Consider the following 19,041-nt stretch of genomic DNA (forward strand, 5'->3'; position numbering starts at 1 on the left):
TACATTGAGCCAGACGGGGTCCATGAGTATAATGGCGCGCTTCCATTTTCCCGCTCGGGAGCCCCCGCGATGCTGCGTATCAGCCAAGAAGCTCTGACCTTCGACGACATTCTCCTAGTGCCCGGTTATTCCGAAGTACTGCCTAACGAAGTCAGTCTCAAAACCCGTCTCACCCGTGGCATCGAACTGAATATCCCTCTGGTTTCCGCCGCCATGGACACCGTGACCGAAGCCCGTCTGGCCATTGCCATGGCCCAGGAAGGCGGTATCGGGATCATCCACAAGAACATGACCATCGAACAGCAGGCCGCCGAAGTGCGCAAGGTCAAGCGGTTCGAGGCTGGCGTGGTCAAGGATCCGATCACCATCGAGGCTGACGCCACGGTCCGGGATCTGTTCGAACTGACCCGCATGCACAACATCTCCGGCGTTCCGGTGCTGCACGATGGCGACCTGGTCGGCATCGTCACCTCCCGCGACGTGCGTTTCGAGAACCGCCTGGATGCTTCCGTCCGCCAAGTGATGACGCCTAAAGAGCGCCTGGTCACGGTCAAGGAAGGCACCAGCAAGGATGACGTGCGCGAGTTGCTGCACAAGCACCGCATCGAGCGCGTGCTGATCGTCGACGACAAATTCGCCCTCAAGGGCATGATGACCGTCAACGACATCGAAAAAGCCAAGGCCTACCCGCTGGCCAGCAAGGACGACCAGGGTCGTCTGCGCGTCGGCGCTGCGGTCGGCACCGGCAAGGACACTGGCGACCGCGTCGCCGCCCTGGTCAATGCCGGTGTTGACGTGGTGGTGGTCGACACCGCCCACGGTCATTCCAAAGGTGTGATCGACCGCGTTCGCTGGGTCAAGCAGAACTTCCCTGACGTGCAGGTGATCGGCGGCAACATCGCCACCGGCGAAGCCGCCAAGGCCCTGGCCGACGCCGGCGCCGACGCGGTCAAGGTCGGTATCGGCCCTGGCTCGATCTGCACCACCCGCATCGTCGCCGGTGTCGGCGTGCCGCAGATCAGCGCCATCGCCAACGTCGCCGCCGCCCTTGAAGGCACTGGCGTGCCGTTGATCGCCGACGGCGGTATCCGCTTCTCCGGTGACCTGTCCAAGGCCATCGTCGCCGGTGCCTACTGCGTGATGATGGGGTCGATGTTCGCCGGTACCGAAGAAGCACCGGGCGAGATCGAACTGTTCCAGGGCCGTAGCTACAAGGCCTATCGCGGCATGGGTTCGCTGGGCGCCATGTCCCAGGCCCAGGGTTCTTCCGACCGTTACTTCCAGGACTCCTCCGCGGGTGCCGAGAAGCTGGTGCCGGAAGGCATCGAAGGTCGCGTGCCGTACAAAGGCACCCTGAGCGCCATCATCCATCAACTGATGGGCGGCCTGCGTTCTTCCATGGGGTATACCGGCAGCGCGGACATCGAAGAGATGCGCACCAAGCCGGAATTCGTGCGTATCACCGGTGCCGGTATGGCCGAGTCCCATGTCCACGACGTACAGATCACCAAGGAAGCGCCGAACTACCGCGTAGGTTAAGGCCTTCAGCAAAACGTTAATCACCGGGGCTGTTCATTCAGCCCCGAGTTGTTTCTGATTCACTACATGAGAATGAGTCATGGCCCTCGACATTCACGCTCACCGCATCCTGATCCTCGACTTCGGTTCCCAGTACACCCAGCTGATCGCCCGCCGCGTGCGTGAAATCGGCGTGTACTGCGAACTGCATCCGTTCGACATGGATGACGAAGCGATTCGCGAATTCGCGCCTAAAGGCGTCATCCTCGCCGGCGGCCCCGAGTCCGTGCACGAAGCCGACAGCCCGCGCTGCCCGCAAGCCGTGTTCGACCTGGGCGTGCCCGTCTTCGGTATCTGCTACGGCATGCAGACCATGGCTGAACAGCTGGGCGGCAAGGTCGAAGGTTCGGACCTGCGTGAGTTCGGTTACGCACGCGTCGACGTAGTCGGCAAGAGCCGGCTGCTGGACGGTATCGAGGACCACATCGACGCCGACGGCCTGTTCGGCCTGGACGTGTGGATGAGCCACGGTGACAAGGTCACCAAGATGCCGGAAGACTTCCACATCCTGGCCAGCACCCCGAGCTGCCCGATTGCCGGCATGTTCAACGATGATCGTCGCTACTACGGCGTGCAGTTCCACCCTGAAGTGACCCACACCAAGCAGGGCGGCCGCATCCTGTCGCGCTTCATCCTCGACATCTGCGGGTGCGAAGCCCTGTGGACCCCGTCGAAAATCGCGGAAGACGCCATCGCCCAGGTCCGCGCCCAGGTCGGCACCGACAACGTGCTGCTGGGCCTGTCCGGCGGCGTCGACTCCTCGGTGGTTGCCGCATTGCTGCACAAGGCCATTGGCGACCAACTGACCTGCGTCTTCGTCGACAACGGCCTGCTGCGTCTGCACGAAGGCGAGCAAGTGATGGCCATGTTCGCCGAGAACATGGGCGTCAAGGTGATCCGCGCCAACGCCGAAGAGCAATTCCTGAACAACCTGGCCGGCGAGTCCGACCCGGAGAAGAAACGCAAGATCATCGGCCGTACCTTCATCGACGTGTTCGATGCCGAATCCTGCAAGCTGGACAACATCAAGTACCTGGCCCAGGGCACCATCTACCCCGACGTGATCGAGTCGGCCGGCGCCAAGAGCGGCAAGGCCCACGTGATCAAGTCCCACCACAACGTCGGTGGCCTGCCGGAAGAGATGAACCTCAAGCTGGTCGAACCGCTGCGCGAACTGTTCAAGGACGAAGTGCGTCGTCTCGGCCTGGAACTGGGCCTGCCGTACGACATGGTCTACCGCCACCCATTCCCGGGCCCGGGCCTGGGCGTGCGGATCCTCGGTGAAGTGAAGAAGGAATACGCCGACCTGCTGCGTCGCGCCGACCACATCTTCATCGAAGAACTGCGCAAGGCCGACTGGTACCACAAGGTCAGCCAGGCCTTCGTGGTGTTCCAGCCGGTGAAATCGGTGGGCGTGGTTGGCGATGGCCGTCGTTACGCCTGGGTCGTGGCCCTGCGTGCCGTGGAAACCATCGACTTCATGACCGCTCGCTGGGCGCACCTGCCGTATGAGCTGCTGGAAACCGTTTCCGGGCGGATCATCAACGAAATCGAAGGTATTTCTCGCGTGACATATGACGTGTCGAGCAAGCCGCCGGCGACGATTGAGTGGGAATGATTGGGCGTCCAGCGCTGATCGGTAGCCACTAGTAAGAAACACCCTGAAGCCCGCTTAATTGCGGGCTTTTGGCGTTTGAGCCCAGGACTTGGTCACATTCGACTGATAATAACTTTCCGATAGGGCTGTTCGGCAAAACACCTATGTGGCGAGGGAGCTTGCTCCCGCTGGGGTGCGAAGCGCCCCCAATTCATGCGGGCTGGGTTAACTTGGCACACCGCAATGATGTTTGGGGCTGCTGCGCAGCCCAGCGGGAGCAAGCTCCCTCGCCACAAGAGCGGTTCGCCACAAGGGAGATCGGTGCGGGTTCCAAGCGCGTTTTATACTCCTGGCACCCTTGCGGCGACAAACACGCCGCAATAAGGAGCCTGCCATGAATGACACTCAAAAACTCGCCGCGTTGCGCATTGTTTTGGTCGTGGTTGGTCTGATTGCTGTCTTCGCGATCTGGCCGTTGATGATTCTGTGGCCGTCCGGCTGGGCGTGGCACAGCGGCCATTCCGACTATCCGCTGATGATCGTTGGCATCTACGCGACACTGGGCGTGTTCCTGCTGATGGCGTCTCGCGAGCCGATGAAACACTTGAGCCTGATCTGGTTCACCGTGTGGTCGAGCATCGTGCACGGCGCGATCATGGCCGTGCAGTCGTTTGGCATCGGGATGGACGGGGCGTCGCACTACGGCCATCTGCTCGGCGATGTGCCCGCCCTGTTCATCGTCGCGGCGGCGCTGGCTTTTTTCACGCCACGCGGTGACAAGGCGCGTTTGCTGCACGATTGATCACTGAATCGATGGATGCGTACAGAAAAAACTGGGGATAACTTCTCTGGTTTTTTCATGTACGCGGCGCAATCGTGCTGGTGAAAAAGTCCCGCTGTAAGCTGATTCAGTTGAGCCGGGGCGATTGCCGTTGGTCGTCACTGTCATTGTTGACAGTAGAGTCTGGTCTTGTAGCCGTCTAGGGTCTTGCTCATCAGACAGCCTGTTTCATGAGCGTCCAATAAATAGGTTGGAGCTTTGTCGTCGCAGCTGCCGTGTGTCAATAGACTCGGCGTGTCATGAGTTCTCAAGACTAATCGGATCCTCCATGGTTTAGTTGGGTTGGATGACGTTGATTTTAATGTCATCGAAGTGGAACGATCGTTGGGTTTTGTCCCGTCATATGAAGCGCCTGGTGAAGTCATTGCAAAGTAGTGAGTGATCTTACTGTTGTGTAATAGACGAGGGTGACTTCAATGAAAACAATATCATATGTTTTTGGGCTCGGTTTACTTGCTATCTATCATCAGGTTGGCGCCCAGTGGATTTCAGGTGATGCTGGTAATTCATCAGCAGATGGTAGTGCGACATTGGCTGATATTCGTAGTCGTTATTCCAATGTGGTTGAACATTGCGGTACAAATAATAGGCCAGCCTTTCTCTGTAGTGGTGTTATTCTGAGGGTCACTAAAAAATCTGATCAGTATAGGGTTTGGGACCCGAGTCCTATATCTCGGGAGCGAGGAGGGGTTGCCTTTTCCTATTTGAGAGCAGATTCAAAGTTTCAGACGTTTGCCTGGGGCTATAATAATGGTTATATTTTCTATCCGAAATTTTCGGCGCCTGCGAATAAGCTCTCTATTAATGTGCTTTGTGCATTCCCAATGGATTCTTGGGATTGGCATCGCGATGCTCTTTGTGGAAGCATTGTATTGGAAGAGAGTAAATATAAAAATGCTAGCCGTCCCTGCCAGTCGCAAGGGATTTTAAATTCAGATCAGTGGGCGAGTCACTGGAATCAATCTGTCAGTGGCAACCCCCACTTGGAACAATGTGGTTTTGATGTGGCTAGCGCTACGCCCAACGGAGCGGTTTTCTTTAATGAAGCCCTAAAAGCCAAACAGAAGATAAATGGCTTTTACGAGTGGAATGAATTGCAACTGGTTACCTGGCCACAGAGCAGTGCCAGCACGCTGCCGCTTCAAGCATTTTTTTACTCTGATCCTGCCGGCCTGGCAGACGCCAGATCCAATCAGAAAGAATTCTATAGCGATACCGGGGGTATTGTCGTTCCGATTATAAAAGTCAACCTGCCGTCCTCGTTAAGTCAAGACACTACCTTCGACTTCAACAGTTCTGATCAGGAGATTACCGCTGGAGCGGGAACGGTGCCGTCTTATTCGGAGCCACCCTGGATTTTAAGTCCAGTTGAGGGCGCAACTGTAACATCTCCCTTCAGGCTTTCGGGAAAAAGCGCGGCAGGTGCGACAATCGACGTATGCCTGGAAGGCGCAGGCTATTGTTTTGACAAGCGAGTGGCCGATAGCAACGGGTACTGGTTTATTGATAACGCCAAGTTTAACCCAGGAACTTATAAGTTCACGGCAAGACAGACCTTCAATGGGAAAGTATCGGGTTGGGCTGGTAACCGAACGATCACGATTCCCTGAGCACTGGACAAGAAGGGGGCTGTTAGCTGTCCGCCTTGATGGTGGGTCATCGAGGTGATGGCTAAAACACTCGGTATACAGAAGGAGTTGGACATGAGAACGTATGTTTTTATTTTATTATTTACCCTCCGAACTTCTTATGGCCTCGAGGCTGGCCCCGTTACGGGGGGGCGAGCATGCGAGCAATATATAGAGTCTGCTTCGTGGACTGAGCGCTATGATCCCGGAACTCAAAAAAATGAATGGAGCTTGTCGGTCATACCAACAGCCTGTGGCAGGGCTATAGATATAGAAAAGATTGAGGACACCAACGCCGAGTATGCAGAGCTTGTTCAAAAATTTGGCGGCGATTGGCAGTGGAAAAATAATGATGGTGGGGGGGGCGTCGTCAAATGGTTTGTCATCTAGAAATTGCTCGATACAAGATACCTTGGAATCTGGAGCCCTACCGACCTGATGTGACGCAGGAGGTTTCGATCGGCAGTGGTTGTAATAATGGTATCGTCGCTGGCGGTGGGGCGATGCCCGCGGCCTCGGATCCCCCGTGGATCTTAAGTCCGATTGAGGGCGCTACTGTAACGTCCCCCTACCGAATTTCGGGAAAAAGTGCGGCAAGTGCGACAATCGACGTATGCCTGGAAGGCGCAACATACTGTTTTGACAAGCAAGTAGCTGATGGCAATGGAAACTGGTTTATCGATGTGGCCAAGTTTGATTCAGGTGCCTATAAAATTACGGCAAGGCAAACACTCAATGGCCAAGTATCCAGCTGGGCCACCAACCGAGTGTTCATGGTGTTGAATCCACCGAGTATTTCCAGTCCCACTGAAGGGGCCTCTGTATCGTCGCCCTTCAGGATCACGGGGAAAAGCGCTGCGAACGCGACGATGGACGTGTGCCTTGAAGGTGCTGGATATTGCTTTGGCAAACCTATGGCCGATGGCAATGGGAACTGGTTCATTGAGGGCGCTCGGTTGAGTCCGGGAACTTATAAATTCACGGCAAGGCAGACCCTCAATGGACAAGTTTCGAATTGGGCCAGCAACCGAATGATCACGGTTCCCTGAGTCGAGCATACCTGGTAAAAATAGATGCGCCCGGTAATCCCGGGCGCAGAGTGGAAAGGTTAATTAAAGCGGGAAGAAATTTATACGGACGCTGTTGTATGCGTCCGTATTTGCGTATGTACGGCCACCTGTCTCGTCGTTGAATCCGACAATTTTTTTGTGAACAGGATCGGTGATTTCATATTTTTTTCCGATAAACGTTGCCAGCGCTTCTTGACGACTGGTGAATTTTCCAATCTCTTCCGTTATCTCTTCTGGCGCCCACGTTGCAGCGACTTTTCCAATAAAGCCCTTCACTGGCTTCCTGGTGATGTTTGAGAGGGTTTGAGCGAAAGAGGCATTTCCGCCGTCGGCCGAATGGCACATTAACAGGCGAATGTAATCGTAGTTGTTAACGTCATAGCCAAGGCTTTTTGCCAGGTCTACGGCTTCACCCGGACCGATGAGTCTTCCTCCGACAACCATGCGTGCTGATTCCTCCCCTGGAGGGACAGTGCCATGAACGTTGAAAGTTAGTCGCTTTCCTCCTTTGAACGTTTCTTGACTTAATGCAAGGCTATCCTCCGTCAGTTTTAGTTTTTCTATCGGGCCTCCCAGTACCTGGGTTATTTTTTTCGTTTGTCCAAAGTGCTCGGTTGACAAGGAGGCTGCTCGCCTGAAATCGCTGAGAGTGGAATAGATGGTTCTTCCCGCACGAAATGAGCCATAGGCAATATTCGAAAGCCCTAAGCCCAGAGAGGCCCAGCCTAGTTTTTTCGAAAGTTCAGGATTGCTCCTTTCAGTCAGCACGCTGGCTATACCAAATGAAGTGGCGGCGATTTCGGTGCCAAGAAGCGCGCCTCCCAACAGAAGGGAGGTGCCGCCTGTCGGTATGGTTGCCAAAATTGCAACGCCTCCCCATATAATCGTATTAAACAATCTTCCACGGTCGCTGTCTCGAGCGTCCGACCAATACCTGTATTCTCCATACCTGGCACGGGAATGTCCGGTCGGATCGCTATAATTAATAGGGTCAGAGCAGTAACTATAACTATTAATTCCTCCTGCGCCAAAAGGGCTCTGACTATCGGGTGAGTGGAAACGGAGGGTGACGGGATTGTAGGTACGATATCCATTGCCTAAATGGTAGAGACCTGTTGCCGAATCCATAGGTTCACCATTGAAACCGATGAAAGAACGGTTGTTGTTATCAAACGGTCTGTATCCATGGGCGGTATAGGAAAAGTAAGAAGCTGTTTTGTTGAGAATGTCATAGCTGGCAATGAGTGAGCCGTGTGGGTCTTTCAGCTCCATGCAACGGACGACTTGTGTTGCTCCTGTATTGTGATCCCATACGGATTTTACCTGAATGCAGCAGGCATTACTTGAGTTGAGTTGGTTGTTGATGGCTGAATGTGTTTGTCCCTGGCCGATTGAGAATATACTCTCGGATTGCGCAAAGACCGAGGACCCTTTATAAAAAAAGTTCTGGGTGCGAAGAGCGCTTCTTGTTCCAATCAACCGGTTATAGGCATCATACGTATAAGTAATGGCTATGCCTTGGTTGGCTGAAAATACTTCTTTTAACTGCCCAAGGCTGTCGTAGTTCAGGGTTCGGCCAGCTTCGTCCCTAGTCAATCGGCCCGCCCTGTCATACTCGAAGAGTATTGAGTTGGGGTAGGTAGAGTGTGTATTGGTGATGGAGCTCAACTGGGTTTTATCATAGGGATTATCATAATGAAATGAGGTGATATTTGTCTCTGTACCAAATTGGCTGGTGCAGGTTAATATATTGTCCAGTGCATCATAAGTGAAGTGTTGCGCATTGAGTGAATTGCCCCAAGGATCCACAGGGCATTCAGTGCCGTAGTAAGAGCAGGTTTCCAGTTGTCCGGAAGAAAGATAGGTAAAAGTTTCTTGGCGGACCAGGACGCCATCTCTGCTGAAAGTGATATCGCTGATTAACCAGTCAGCCTGATAGTTGTATGCTATTTTTAATGTCGGGAATCCTGCCGCAGAAAAAGTACGGCTTGTTTCGCGATGGTTTTCATCGTATGTGTAGGTAATGGTCATCGTCGTGCCTGAAGCAGCGTCGTACACGTCTTCTTTTATTAGGAGTCCTGAGTTGTCATGAGATAGTTGTATATTTACCGTTGGGCTGGATAGACCTATGTAACGGCCGTTCTGGTTGTAATGATAAGTCGTTTCATTTCCAAAAAAATCGGTTTCGGACGTTAATAGACCATTTAGAGAGTATCGATATGTTGAAGATCTGTTGGCTTCGTTGTTGAGGTTTGACAGCTCTTCTGCCATGAGGAAACCATTCGCATTGTAGTAGCGACTTACAGAGGTGCCTGGAATTCTAGATGCTGTTTCGGAAAAGTTACCAGATGTTTGATAGGTATAGGATTGTTGCTGTCCACTGGATGCTACGCTCTGCTTTATAAGTTTGTTATTGAGTTCGGCTTGGTACTCGAAGCTAATTTCTCGATCATCAGGTAGAGTGGCCTTGGTGGCTGAGCTTGACGAAGTTTCATAAAGGAAAGTGTAAGTTCTTCCGCCGCTGGACGAATGAATAAGTCGGTTCAGGCCGTCATGATTTTGCTGCCCGAGATTGTAGAGGGAAGCGTTGCTGTGGTCGAATACTGAGATGCCAGATACTATTCTTTCTGGGGTGTGATTTGGATAGCTATAAGTGATTGTTTTATTCTCAGAAGTTATGGTGATGGGTCTGCCAAAATTATCATAAGTGTAGGTGGTGTCCAGCGAGTTTGATAATGAACGAGTTTGTTGGGTTTGCGTGATAATCCTCTGAAATTTGTCATGTGTATAACTTTGGGTTGCTTCTATGTTTCCCGATGTGTCGAAAGTGGTGATAAGGGTTGTTTCTCCCAGTGGGTTGTAAGTCGTTATGGTTTTCCCGCAAGGGGTGCCTCCGAACTCTATCCAGTTCTCCAATGTGTTGCTTATAGGGTCGTAGTTTGAGTGTGTGGTTTTTTCATTATTGATAATTGATATGCTTGGATTTCCCCAGTTGTCATAGTGTGTTTCTGTCCTAGAACTGAGTACTGAGCCATCCGCAAGGTGATCATAGAGGTAAATCTTCTCTTCTCGGCCTACAGCATCATATTGGGTGTTCGTAACTGTCAGCCATTGAGGAAAACCAGATATGTCTGTCCATACTTCTGCGCTTATAGGACGTTGTAACGCGTCGCTTTTTATCCACTGTTTGACTCCGGTATCAGAGGTGACAACGACAGAGGGGCCCGTGGGTGTCTGGATATATTGATAATTTGTTGTCTTGCGGTACTGATCATTTTGTGAGTTTTGAGTTTTTTTGATGGTTCTACCAAAAGAGTCGTATGCGTATTCGGTTATGTTCTTCAATGTATCGATAAATTTTATGATTCTTCCACTGAAAATTGAGGTCGTCTCTTCAGTGGTATTCGAGATACCTTCGGATGATACGACTTCTGTTGTTTGTTTTAGGTGGGTATCTGTGATTTCGTAAGAAAAAATAGTTGTGTATCTTGAATAAGGTACGGTATTTCCATGGGCATCCAGAATTTCGGTGGTCGTGGACTTTACCCGGCCATGATGGGGGGAAGATGGATCTTCTATATATATGATCTTTTCGAGGATCATTGATCCATCTTTCCATCGACCTAGGGAGGAACCTAGAACTGAGTCCGGGTTGTGTACTGTTAGGCACAGTGAGGGGCGAATATTTCCTGCTGATAACGACGGTTCTTTTTTTGGCAAAAGAGTATAGCTGTAGAATTTTCTCATTAGGTCGGTATCGGTGGGGGACGTATAGGAATGTTCAGATTCTATATGTCTTCCGATTGAGTTTAGCAAATTAGAGCGTATGTTGTTGTCAGGTTGGTTTGGGTATTCCAGATCTATTGGTAAGTTAAAATTTTGCTTGGAGTTTGATGAGTCTATATCCGCGTATTTCCAGCGTGTGGGGGTTCCGCTTATGTCGCTGTATATTACATTGTTTTCTGATGAGAAAAGTGTTTGTCTGGTTGGGGTTGTTCTGGAAGCTCCGCTGTTTTGGTTTGTGTATTGTATTTTATTAAGATAGGGCGCGGAACCAAGATACTCATATTTTATTGTTGTGTTGCACTCGTTGATGATTTGCGCTTCTGATGTAAGGAGGTTTTTCTCGAAGGTAAATACCTTGTTGATAACCTGCCTGGATGTATAGTTTGTTGAGGTGGTTGTGTATGAGTCACTTGACGCTCTTGTGTAGCTATAATTCGTTACTATTTCGGGTTGCCCTCCCCCTGGAGTCAAAGTGTGTTGCGTTACCCAGGGAATGTCATATTGTTGGCGGTTACGCCTTGGCTATCATATAGAACCTTCTCTATCAGTCCTGACGAGCTAGTCACAGTGGTGAGAATATGGCCTAAAGTGGGGTTGGATTCGTAATAAAAATTTTGGTTGGAGGGGGTGGATGAGTCAGGGAAGGAGACAGCGTTTAGGGTGTTGCCGAAGCTTAAAATTACTCTGTATTGCTCTTGCGTGTCTGGCCATATAGTGAAGGTTGCGCTGCTGTCATCGTAACTTGCGTTGAGTAATAGGTTTTTTTCATCTCTGATGGATGTGATTCTGCTTACGTCGCCTTGGTTACCTTGTTGGATTTCCCAGGTTATATCAAGTGTGAAGCCATGGTTTGTCATTATTTGGGTTGGCAGTAGCTCGTGATTGGCACCTACGAAACTCAGTTTTTCTATGCTTCCATCTTTGTGATAAATCCGCATTACATTTGTGGGGAATGCAAACTCATCAAATTCTTCATCTATTCCAGCAAAAAATCCAAACGATTTGAGTACTTCTTCGGCACTCATGCTAATTGGGTTATCAATGGAGACTCCCGTCGAAAGAGTCAGTGTCTTGCGAAGTATGTCATAGCTTGACAGGCGAAGCCCCCAGCCTAAGCCTACGCCAAGACGATTGGATTTGTTCGGTCGATAGAACAAGTCAATATCTAAGTTCGGGCCTTGAGCAGCGTTGGCGATCAAGGAAGCGATAGGGAAATACGCATTGAATAGGCCAGTTCTTGGATCTACATAATTTTCTTTTTTGTTCGCAGTGTTGAAAATTTCATTTTTCAGCAGGCTATCGTAATCAATGTTGGGCCCGGGAGTTCCGGTATTGGGCTGGACGGAGGACTTTGGAGGCTGAACGTTGTAATACTGTATCGGCGACCAGGGCGAGGTCTGGCCATTCAATGATTGCTGGCTGCAGACCATATAGCTCCCGTCAGGCTTGGTGACCTGGGGGATCGACCAGTTGCCATTGGGGTCGGCGTAGAGGTTGTCATTGTCATAGCGAACGGCGCCGCCGGGTTCATAGACCACAACCTTGGCACCGGGTGTGGCCTTGCCGCTGATGCTGAACGGCGAGGTGACGGTCGTCGCCGGGGCATCCATCACCGGTGCACTGGTGATGGGGAGCGCTGGGGCTTTGACGTTGTAATACTGTATTGGCGACCAGGGCGAGGTCTGGCCATTCAATGATTGCTGGCTGCAGACCATATAGCTCCCGTCAGGCTTGGTGACCTGGGGGATCGACCAGTTGCCATTGGGGTCGGCGTAGAGGTTGTCATCGTCATAGCGAACGGCGCCGCCGGGTTCATAGACCACAACCTTGGCACCGGGCATGGCCTTGCCGCTGATGCTGAACGGCGAGGAGACGGTAGTCGCCGGGGCATCCATCACCGGTGCACTGGTGATGGGGAGCGCTGGGGCTTTGACGTTGTAATACTGTATCGGCGACCAGGGCGAGGTCTGGCCATTCAATGATTGCTGGCTGCAGACCATATAGCTCCCATCAGGCTTGGTGACCTGGGGGATCGACCAGTTGCCATTGGGGTCGGCGTAGAGGTTGTCATCATCATAGCGAACGGCGCCGCCGGGTTCATAGACCACAACCTTGGCACCGGGCGTGGCCTTGCCGCTGATGCTGAACGGCGAGGTGACGGTAGTCGCCGGGGCATCCATCACCGGTGCACTGGTGATGGGGAGCGCTGGGGCTTTGACGTTGTAATACTGTATCGGCGACCAGGGCGAGGTCTGGCCATTCAATGATTGCTGGCTGCAGACCATATAGCTCCCGTCAGGCTTGGTGACCTGGGGGATCGACCAGTTGCCATTGGGGTCGGCGTAGAGGTTGTCATCATCATAGCGAACGGCGCCGCCGGGTTCATAGACCACAACCTTGGCACCGGGTGTGGCCTTGCCGCTGATGCTGAACGGCGAGGTGACGGTCGTCGCCGGGGCATCCATCACCGGTGCACTGGTGATGGGGAGCGCTGGGGCTTTGACGTTGTAATACTGTATCGGCGACCAGGGCGAGGTCTGGCCATTCAATGATTGCTGGCTGCAGACCATATAGCTCCCATCAGGCTTGGTGACCTGGGGGATCGACCAGTTGCCATTGGGGTCGGCGTAGAGGTTGTCATCGTCATAGCGAACGGCGCCGCCGGGTTCATAGACCACAACCTTGGCACCGGGTGTGGCCTTGCCGCTGATGCTGAACGGCGAGGTGACGGTAGTCGCCGGGGCATCCATCACCGGTGCACTGGTAATGGGGAGTGCTGGGGCTTTGACGTTGTAATACTGTATCGGCGACCAGGGTGAGGTCTGGCCATTCAATGATTGCTGGCTGCAGACCATATAGCTCCCATCGGGCTTGGTGACCTGAGGGATCGACCAGTTGCCGTTGGGGTCGGCGTAGAGGTTGTCATCGTCATAGCGAACGGCGCCACCGGGTTCATAGACCACAACCTTGGCACCGGGCGTGGCTTTGCCGCTGATGCTGAACGGCGAGGAGACGGTAGTCGCCGGGGCATCCATCACCGGTGCACTGGTGATGGGGAGCGCTGGGGCTTTGACGTTGTAATACTGTATTGGCGACCAGGGCGAGGTCTGGCCATTCAATGATTGCTGGCTGCAGACCATATAGCTCCCATCAGGCTTGGTGACCTGGGGGATCGACCAGTTGCCATTGGGGTCGGCGTAGAGGTTGTCATCGTCATAGCGAACGGCGCCGCCGGGTTCATAGACCACAACCTTGGCACCGGGTGTGGCCTTGCCGCTGATGCTGAACGGCGAGGTGACGGTAGTCGCCGGGGCATCCATCACCGGTGCACTGGTAATGGGGAGTGCTGGGGCTTTGACGTTGTAATACTGTATCGGCGACCAGGGTGAGGTCTGGCCATTCAATGATTGCTGGCTGCAGACCATATAGCTCCCATCAGGCTTGGTGACCTGGGGGATCGACCAGTTGCCGTTGGGGTCGGCGTAGAGGTTGTCATTGTCATAGCGAACGGCGCCGCCGGGTTCATAGACCACAACCTTGGCACCGGGTGTGGCTTTGCCGCTGATGCTGAACGGCGAGGTGACGGTAGTTGCAGGGGCGTCGATGATGACCGTGTCAGAGATATTCATTTATTTCTCCCTCAACGGGGCTGAATGGGAGCAATGCTCTCCGCACGTCAGCAATAAGAACGCTTCCAAGCATGGGCGGGAGCTGCACCGATACCCAGTGCACTCTTTTCTATCCTGTGGAAGCGATGCTAGGAGTCGGCCAATTCAGCGGCTACTGTCAGGAATGACAGTGACGACCAATGGTGATCCGCTTTGAAAAGGTGTCGGCATCGGCACTTTGTTGATCGGCGCGACTGCTTGCCATTGCTGCGGACATCAACACGCAGCCCTTACTGTTTCTCATCTGCGGGTGTATCGTATTCGCCTTTTGCGGACCCACCGGTCCGTCGCAGATTCAGAGGTAGTTGCGTTCATGTCCTTTACCCGTCGCCAAATACTCGGTGGCCTGGCCGGTCTTGTTGTCGTTGGTGTGGGTGCAGGCGGCGCGTCGCGGTATTGGCTGGGGAAGAGGGCGGATGCCGAAGCCGGTCACGACTATGAATTGATCGCCGCGCCTCTGGACGTCGAGCTGGTGGCCGGGCACAAGACCCAGGCCTGGGCGTTTGGCCCTTCGGCGCCGGGCACCGAGTTGCGGGTGCGTCAGGGCGAATGGTTGCGGGTACGCTTCATCAACCACTTGCCGGTCGCCACCACGATTCATTGGCACGGGATCCGTTTGCCGTTGGAGATGGACGGTGTGCCGTATGTTTCGCAACTGCCGGTGCTGCCGGGCGAGTATTTCGATTACAAGTTCCGCGTGCCGGACGCCGGCAGCTACTGGTATCACCCCCACGTCAACAGCAGCGAAGAGCTCGGACGTGGGTTGGTGGGACCGTTGATCATCGAAGAGCGTGAACCCACCGGTTTCAAATACGAGCAGACCCTGAGCCTCAAGAGCTGGCATGTGGATGAGCAGGGCGAGTTCGTCGCGTTCAGCATTCCCCGCGAGGCGGCGCGTGGCGGCACGGCCGGGCGACTGGCAACCATCAACGGCGTGCCCCAGGCGGTGATTGACCTGCCGGCCGGGCAGATCACCCGGGTACGTTTGCTCAACCTCGACAACACCCTGACTTACCGCATCAACATCCCCGGCGTTGAAGCGCAGATCTATGCGCTGGACGGCAACCCCATCGAACCGCGCCCGCTGGGCAAGGAATACTGGCTTGGCCCAGGCATGCGCATTTGCCTGGCGATCAAGGCGCCGCCGGCCGGCGAGGAGTTGTCGTTGCGCAATGGCCCGGTGCGCCTGGGCACCTTGCGTTCGGTGCCCAACAGTGACGCACCGACCCCGTGGCCGCCGGCATTGCCCGCCAACCCGGTGTCCGAGCCGGACCTGGCCAATGCCGAGAAACTCAACTTCAATTTCGAATGGGTTGGCTCGGTGTCGGTCAATGTCGATAACGGCAAGCCGCCAAGTCTCTGGCAGATCAACGGCAAGGCCTGGGACATCACCGACAAGACCTGCGCCGACCGGCCGATCGCCACGCTGAAGAAAGGCCAGAGTTACATTTTCGAATTGAAGAACATGACCCAGTACCAGCACCCGATCCATTTGCACGGCATGAGCTTCAAGGTGATCGCGTCGAACCGGCACAAGGTCGTGCCGTATTTCACTGACACTTATCTGCTGGGCAAGAACGAGCGGGCGCAGGTGGCGCTGGTGGCGGATAATCCAGGCGTGTGGATGTTCCACTGCCATGTGGTCGACCACATGGAAACCGGCCTGATGGCCGCCATCGAGGTGGCGTGATGCGTCAGATTCGCCCCGCCAAGATCATCGACCGCAGCCGTGACCAGGACTTCATGCGCGAAGCCCTGGCCCTCGCCGCCCAAGGCGCCGCCCTGGGCGAAGTGCCGGTGGGCGCGGTGCTGGTGCAGGACGGCGAGATCATCGGGCGTGGCTTCAACTGCCCGATCAGCGGCCACGACCCCAGCGCCCACGCGGAAATGGTCGCCATCCGTGCCGCCGCCCAGGCGGTGAGCAACTATCGCCTGCCCGGCAGTACGCTGTATGTGACGCTGGAACCGTGCAGCATGTGTGCCGGCCTCATCGTCCACTCGCGCATCGCCCGGGTCGTCTATGGCGCCCTGGAGCCCAAGGCCGGCATCGTCCAGAGCCAGGGGCAGTTTTTCAGCCAGGGTTTCCTGAACCATCGGGTGATGTTCGAAGGTGGGGTATTGGCTGAGGAGTGCAGTACGGTGTTGAGTGAGTTCTTCAAGGCTCGAAGAGCCAAATCGCCAGGTTGAACACATAACCCTGTGGCGAGGGAGCTTGCTCCCGCTGGGCTGCGCAGCGGCCCCAAATCATTCAACACCGTGCCTCAGGAAAAAACGGTTGGCAGGTTTTACGACTGCTGCGCAGCCGAGCGGGAGCAAGCTCCCTCGCCACAATGATTGGCAGCCCTTAAGTAAACAAGGTTGCTCTCCCACAGGGGGCTCGGGCGATTTACTTACGCGCCACAATCACCGCCCGCATCGGCGCCGGCAGCCCTTCGATGGTCTTGCTGTGGTCGGCGGGATCGAGGAAGTCACTCAGCGACTGATACTTCATCCACTCGGTGCTGCGCTGTTCTTCCACGGTGGTCAGGCTCACGTCCACGCAACGCACGTCGCTGAACCCGGCGCGGCGCAGCCAGCGTTCCAAGGCCGGGACCGACGGCAGGAACCATACGTTGCGCATCTGCGCGTAGCGGTCCTCGGGCACCAGCACCTGGTGTTCGTCGCCTTCGATCACCAGGGTCTCCAGCACCAGTTCGCCGCCCTTGACCAGGCAATCCTTCAAGGCCAGCAAGTGTTCGATCGGCGAGCGGCGGTGGTAGAACACGCCCATGGAAAACACCGTGTCGAAGCCTTCCAGCTCCGGGGGCAGGGCCTCGAAGGGGAACGGCAAATGCCAGGCGTTGGGCTGCGACAGGTAGCGCTGGACCGCCTGGAACTGGCAGAAGAACAGCCAGTTGGGGTCGACGCCGATCACCGTGTCCGCCCCGGCACCGAGCATCCGCCACATGTAATAGCCGTTGCCGCAGCCCACGTCGAGGATGCGCTTGCCTTTGAGATCAAGGTGCGGCGCCACCCGCGACCACTTCCAATCCGAGCGCCATTCGGTGTCCACGTGCACGCCAAACAGGTCGAACGGCCCTTTGCGCCATGGCGAAAGGCCCATCAACGCGGTACGCATTTTCCCACGGGTTTCGTCGGAACAATCGGCGTCGAGCGTCAGCCCGTTCAGCAGGTCGACGGTGGTGGGTTGCAAAACCGGCAACGCATCGAGCGCGCTTTGCCAGCGCTCCAGGTCGCCGTGGCCCTTTTCCATCTTGCTGTCGAGTTGCGTCTGCAGCGTCGCGGCCCAATCGGCCAAGGGCGTGCCGGCCAGATGGCGGGCGAGGGGGGACAGATCAATCATGGCAAGGCAATCAACGAGGCGAAGTTAAGACACTGGAACCACGGCACGACTTTCGAAAACCCGGCCGCCAAGAGGCGCTCGCGGTGTTCTTCGAGGCTGTCGGGCTTCATGACGTTTTCGATGGCGCTGCGTTTCTGGGCAATCTCCAGCTCGCTGTAGCCGTTGGCGCGCTTGAACGCCACGTGCAGGTCGGTGAGCAAGGCGTGTTCCTCGGCATCGTTGAAACGCAATTTTTCCGACAGGATCAGGGCGCCACCCGGCAGCAGGGACTGATGAATGCGGCTCAACAGTGCGCTGCGCTGGTCCGGCGCGATGAATTGCAGGGTGAAATTCAGGGCCACCACCGAGGCCGGCTGGAACGTCAGGGCGAGGATGTCGCCTTCGATCACTTCAACCGGCAGCAACTCCTGGAACATCGAGTCCTGGCCGTTGAGGTATTCGCGACAACGCTCGACCATGGCCGCCGAGTTATCCACAGCGATGACACGGCAACCGTCGGTGCGCACATGGCGACGCAGGGCCTGGGTTACCGCACCCAGGGACGAACCCAGGTCATAGAGCACGCTGCCCGGTTGGGCGAATTGCGCGGCGAGCACGCCGAGGTTTTCGACGATGGTCGGATAACCCGGCACCGAACGCTTGATCATGTCCGGAAACACCCGCACCACGTCCTCGTTGAAGGCGAAGTCCGGCACTTGGGCCAGGGGTTGGGCGAATAGGCGATCGGGGTCTTTGCTCACGGCGGTTCCAGCGGCATGGGGGGTGAAAAGGCCGGCATTTTAACTAAAAAACCTGTGGGAGCGAGCTTGCTCGCGATAGCGATGGTTCAGCCAGCCATAATGTTGACTGACAGACCGCTATCGCGAGCAAGCTCGCTCCCACATTATTTGGCTCCGTGTGGCTTTCGGACGAACGCCGACGCCGTAATGCCCCATTGGCCCAGCCAGTAACTGATGATGATCAGGTAAGGCGCGGCATGGAAGGGCTGCACGAACCGGTTGATGCCGATCAGGCTGTCGGAAAACACAAACGCCAGGGCCCCGGCGGCGGCCAGCCACGCCGAACGCTTGGGCACGTCGGTGCCCAGCCGTGCCAACGCTCGCCAGAGCATGGCGCTGATGACCAGGCCGTAGACCACCACCGGCAGCAGCAACGGTCCGAGACCGCTCGACACCAGAATCCCCAACAGCACCGCGCCGATGCCCAAGGCCAGGGTCAAGGGCAGCAGTGCCGGGCGGCGGCAGTCGCTGAGGTAGGCTTTCAGGTAGGCCAGGTGGGCCAGCAGAAACGCGCCGAGGCCGAACACGAACAGGTCCCCCGGCCAGGCCAGCAGCACATCGCCCACCAGCGAAAAAATCAGCCCGAGGCTGATCCAGCGCCGATAGTCGCTGGGCGGCGCATCGTGCAGCCAGCCGAGCAGGGCCAGCACCGGCATGGGCTTGACCAGCAGGCACAGCAGCGTGGCGTGCATGGCCAGGCCGTACAGGTAGGTGGCCGCACCCATCAGTGCGAGGATCAGCCAACACACGG

13 protein-coding genes are annotated in these 19,041 nt (G+C 55.4%); 8 read left to right on the forward strand and 5 right to left on the reverse strand.

What is annotated here, in order from left to right; translation table 11 throughout:
* The first annotated feature begins 69 nt into the window (after nt 1–69).
* The 6 genes from guaB (at nt 70) to AC515T_RS05030 (ending at nt 6,693) form a co-directional block, all read left to right on the forward strand.
* Nucleotides 70–1,539, forward strand: coding sequence for an IMP dehydrogenase (guaB, locus tag AC515T_RS05005; protein WP_053118653.1), 1,470 nt, complete (start codon nt 70–72; stop codon nt 1,537–1,539).
* 79 nt (nt 1,540–1,618) lie between these two features.
* A complete protein-coding gene (gene guaA, locus AC515T_RS05010; RefSeq protein WP_072408106.1) occupies nt 1,619–3,196 on the forward strand; it encodes a glutamine-hydrolyzing GMP synthase in 1,578 nt (525 codons plus the stop codon).
* Between the two features lie 373 nt (nt 3,197–3,569).
* Nucleotides 3,570–3,977: a DUF6632 domain-containing protein gene (locus AC515T_RS05015; RefSeq protein WP_496531645.1), complete on the forward strand. Its 408-nt coding sequence runs from the start codon at nt 3,570–3,572 to the stop codon at nt 3,975–3,977.
* A 455-nt stretch (nt 3,978–4,432) separates the two neighbouring features.
* Nucleotides 4,433–5,626: a hypothetical protein gene (locus AC515T_RS05020; protein WP_496531646.1), complete on the forward strand. Its 1,194-nt coding sequence runs from the start codon at nt 4,433–4,435 to the stop codon at nt 5,624–5,626.
* Nucleotides 5,627–5,719: 93 nt separating this feature from the next.
* Nucleotides 5,720–6,034: a hypothetical protein gene (locus AC515T_RS05025; RefSeq protein WP_496531647.1), complete on the forward strand. Its 315-nt coding sequence runs from the start codon at nt 5,720–5,722 to the stop codon at nt 6,032–6,034.
* Nucleotides 6,019–6,693 carry a DUF2599 domain-containing protein gene (locus tag AC515T_RS05030; RefSeq protein ID WP_496531648.1) on the forward strand — a complete coding sequence of 225 codons (675 nt, stop codon included), beginning with the start codon at nt 6,019–6,021 and terminating at the stop codon, nt 6,691–6,693. Before AC515T_RS05025 ends, AC515T_RS05030 begins: the two co-directional genes overlap by 16 nt.
* A gap of 63 nt (nt 6,694–6,756) precedes the next feature.
* Here the strand turns inward: AC515T_RS05030 and AC515T_RS05035 are convergent, their stop codons facing one another.
* The gene (locus tag AC515T_RS05035; RefSeq protein WP_496531649.1) at nt 6,757–10,317 is read right to left on the reverse strand and encodes an RHS repeat-associated core domain-containing protein; all 3,561 of its coding nucleotides are present in this window, start codon (nt 10,315–10,317) and stop codon (nt 6,757–6,759) included.
* Between the two features lie 665 nt (nt 10,318–10,982).
* Nucleotides 10,983–14,129 carry a hypothetical protein gene (locus AC515T_RS05040; RefSeq protein ID WP_496531650.1) on the reverse strand — a complete coding sequence of 1,049 codons (3,147 nt, stop codon included), beginning with the start codon at nt 14,127–14,129 and terminating at the stop codon, nt 10,983–10,985.
* 352 nt (nt 14,130–14,481) lie between these two features.
* Here AC515T_RS05040 and AC515T_RS05045 point away from each other — a divergent pair, with 352 nt between their 5' ends.
* Together AC515T_RS05045 and tadA are read left to right on the forward strand one after the other, a co-directional pair.
* On the forward strand, nt 14,482–15,858 hold the full coding sequence (locus AC515T_RS05045) for a multicopper oxidase family protein (RefSeq protein ID WP_496531651.1): 1,377 nt from the start codon (nt 14,482–14,484) through the stop codon (nt 15,856–15,858).
* On the forward strand, nt 15,858–16,355 hold the full coding sequence (tadA, locus tag AC515T_RS05050) for a tRNA adenosine(34) deaminase TadA (protein ID WP_496531652.1): 498 nt from the start codon (nt 15,858–15,860) through the stop codon (nt 16,353–16,355). Before AC515T_RS05045 ends, tadA begins: the two co-directional genes overlap by 1 nt.
* Before the next feature lie 199 nt (nt 16,356–16,554).
* Here tadA and cmoB read toward each other — a convergent pair whose 3' ends face one another.
* The 3 genes from cmoB to AC515T_RS05065 all read right to left on the reverse strand — a co-directional run bounded on the left by cmoB (nt 16,555) and on the right by AC515T_RS05065 (nt 19,039).
* Entirely contained in the window at nt 16,555–17,511 is a 957-nt protein-coding gene (gene cmoB / locus AC515T_RS05055) for a tRNA 5-methoxyuridine(34)/uridine 5-oxyacetic acid(34) synthase CmoB (RefSeq protein WP_496531653.1), read from the reverse strand.
* Nucleotides 17,508–18,251 carry a carboxy-S-adenosyl-L-methionine synthase CmoA gene (cmoA, locus tag AC515T_RS05060; RefSeq protein ID WP_496531654.1) on the reverse strand — a complete coding sequence of 248 codons (744 nt, stop codon included), beginning with the start codon at nt 18,249–18,251 and terminating at the stop codon, nt 17,508–17,510. Before cmoA ends, cmoB begins: the two co-directional genes overlap by 4 nt.
* Before the next feature lie 143 nt (nt 18,252–18,394).
* Nucleotides 18,395–19,039, reverse strand: a complete 645-nt coding sequence (locus tag AC515T_RS05065) for a lysoplasmalogenase (RefSeq protein ID WP_496531655.1) — start codon at nt 19,037–19,039, stop codon at nt 18,395–18,397.
* Nucleotides 19,040–19,041 lie beyond the last annotated feature (2 nt).

It is taken from the genome of Pseudomonas sp. FSO-7, assembly GCF_059579345.1.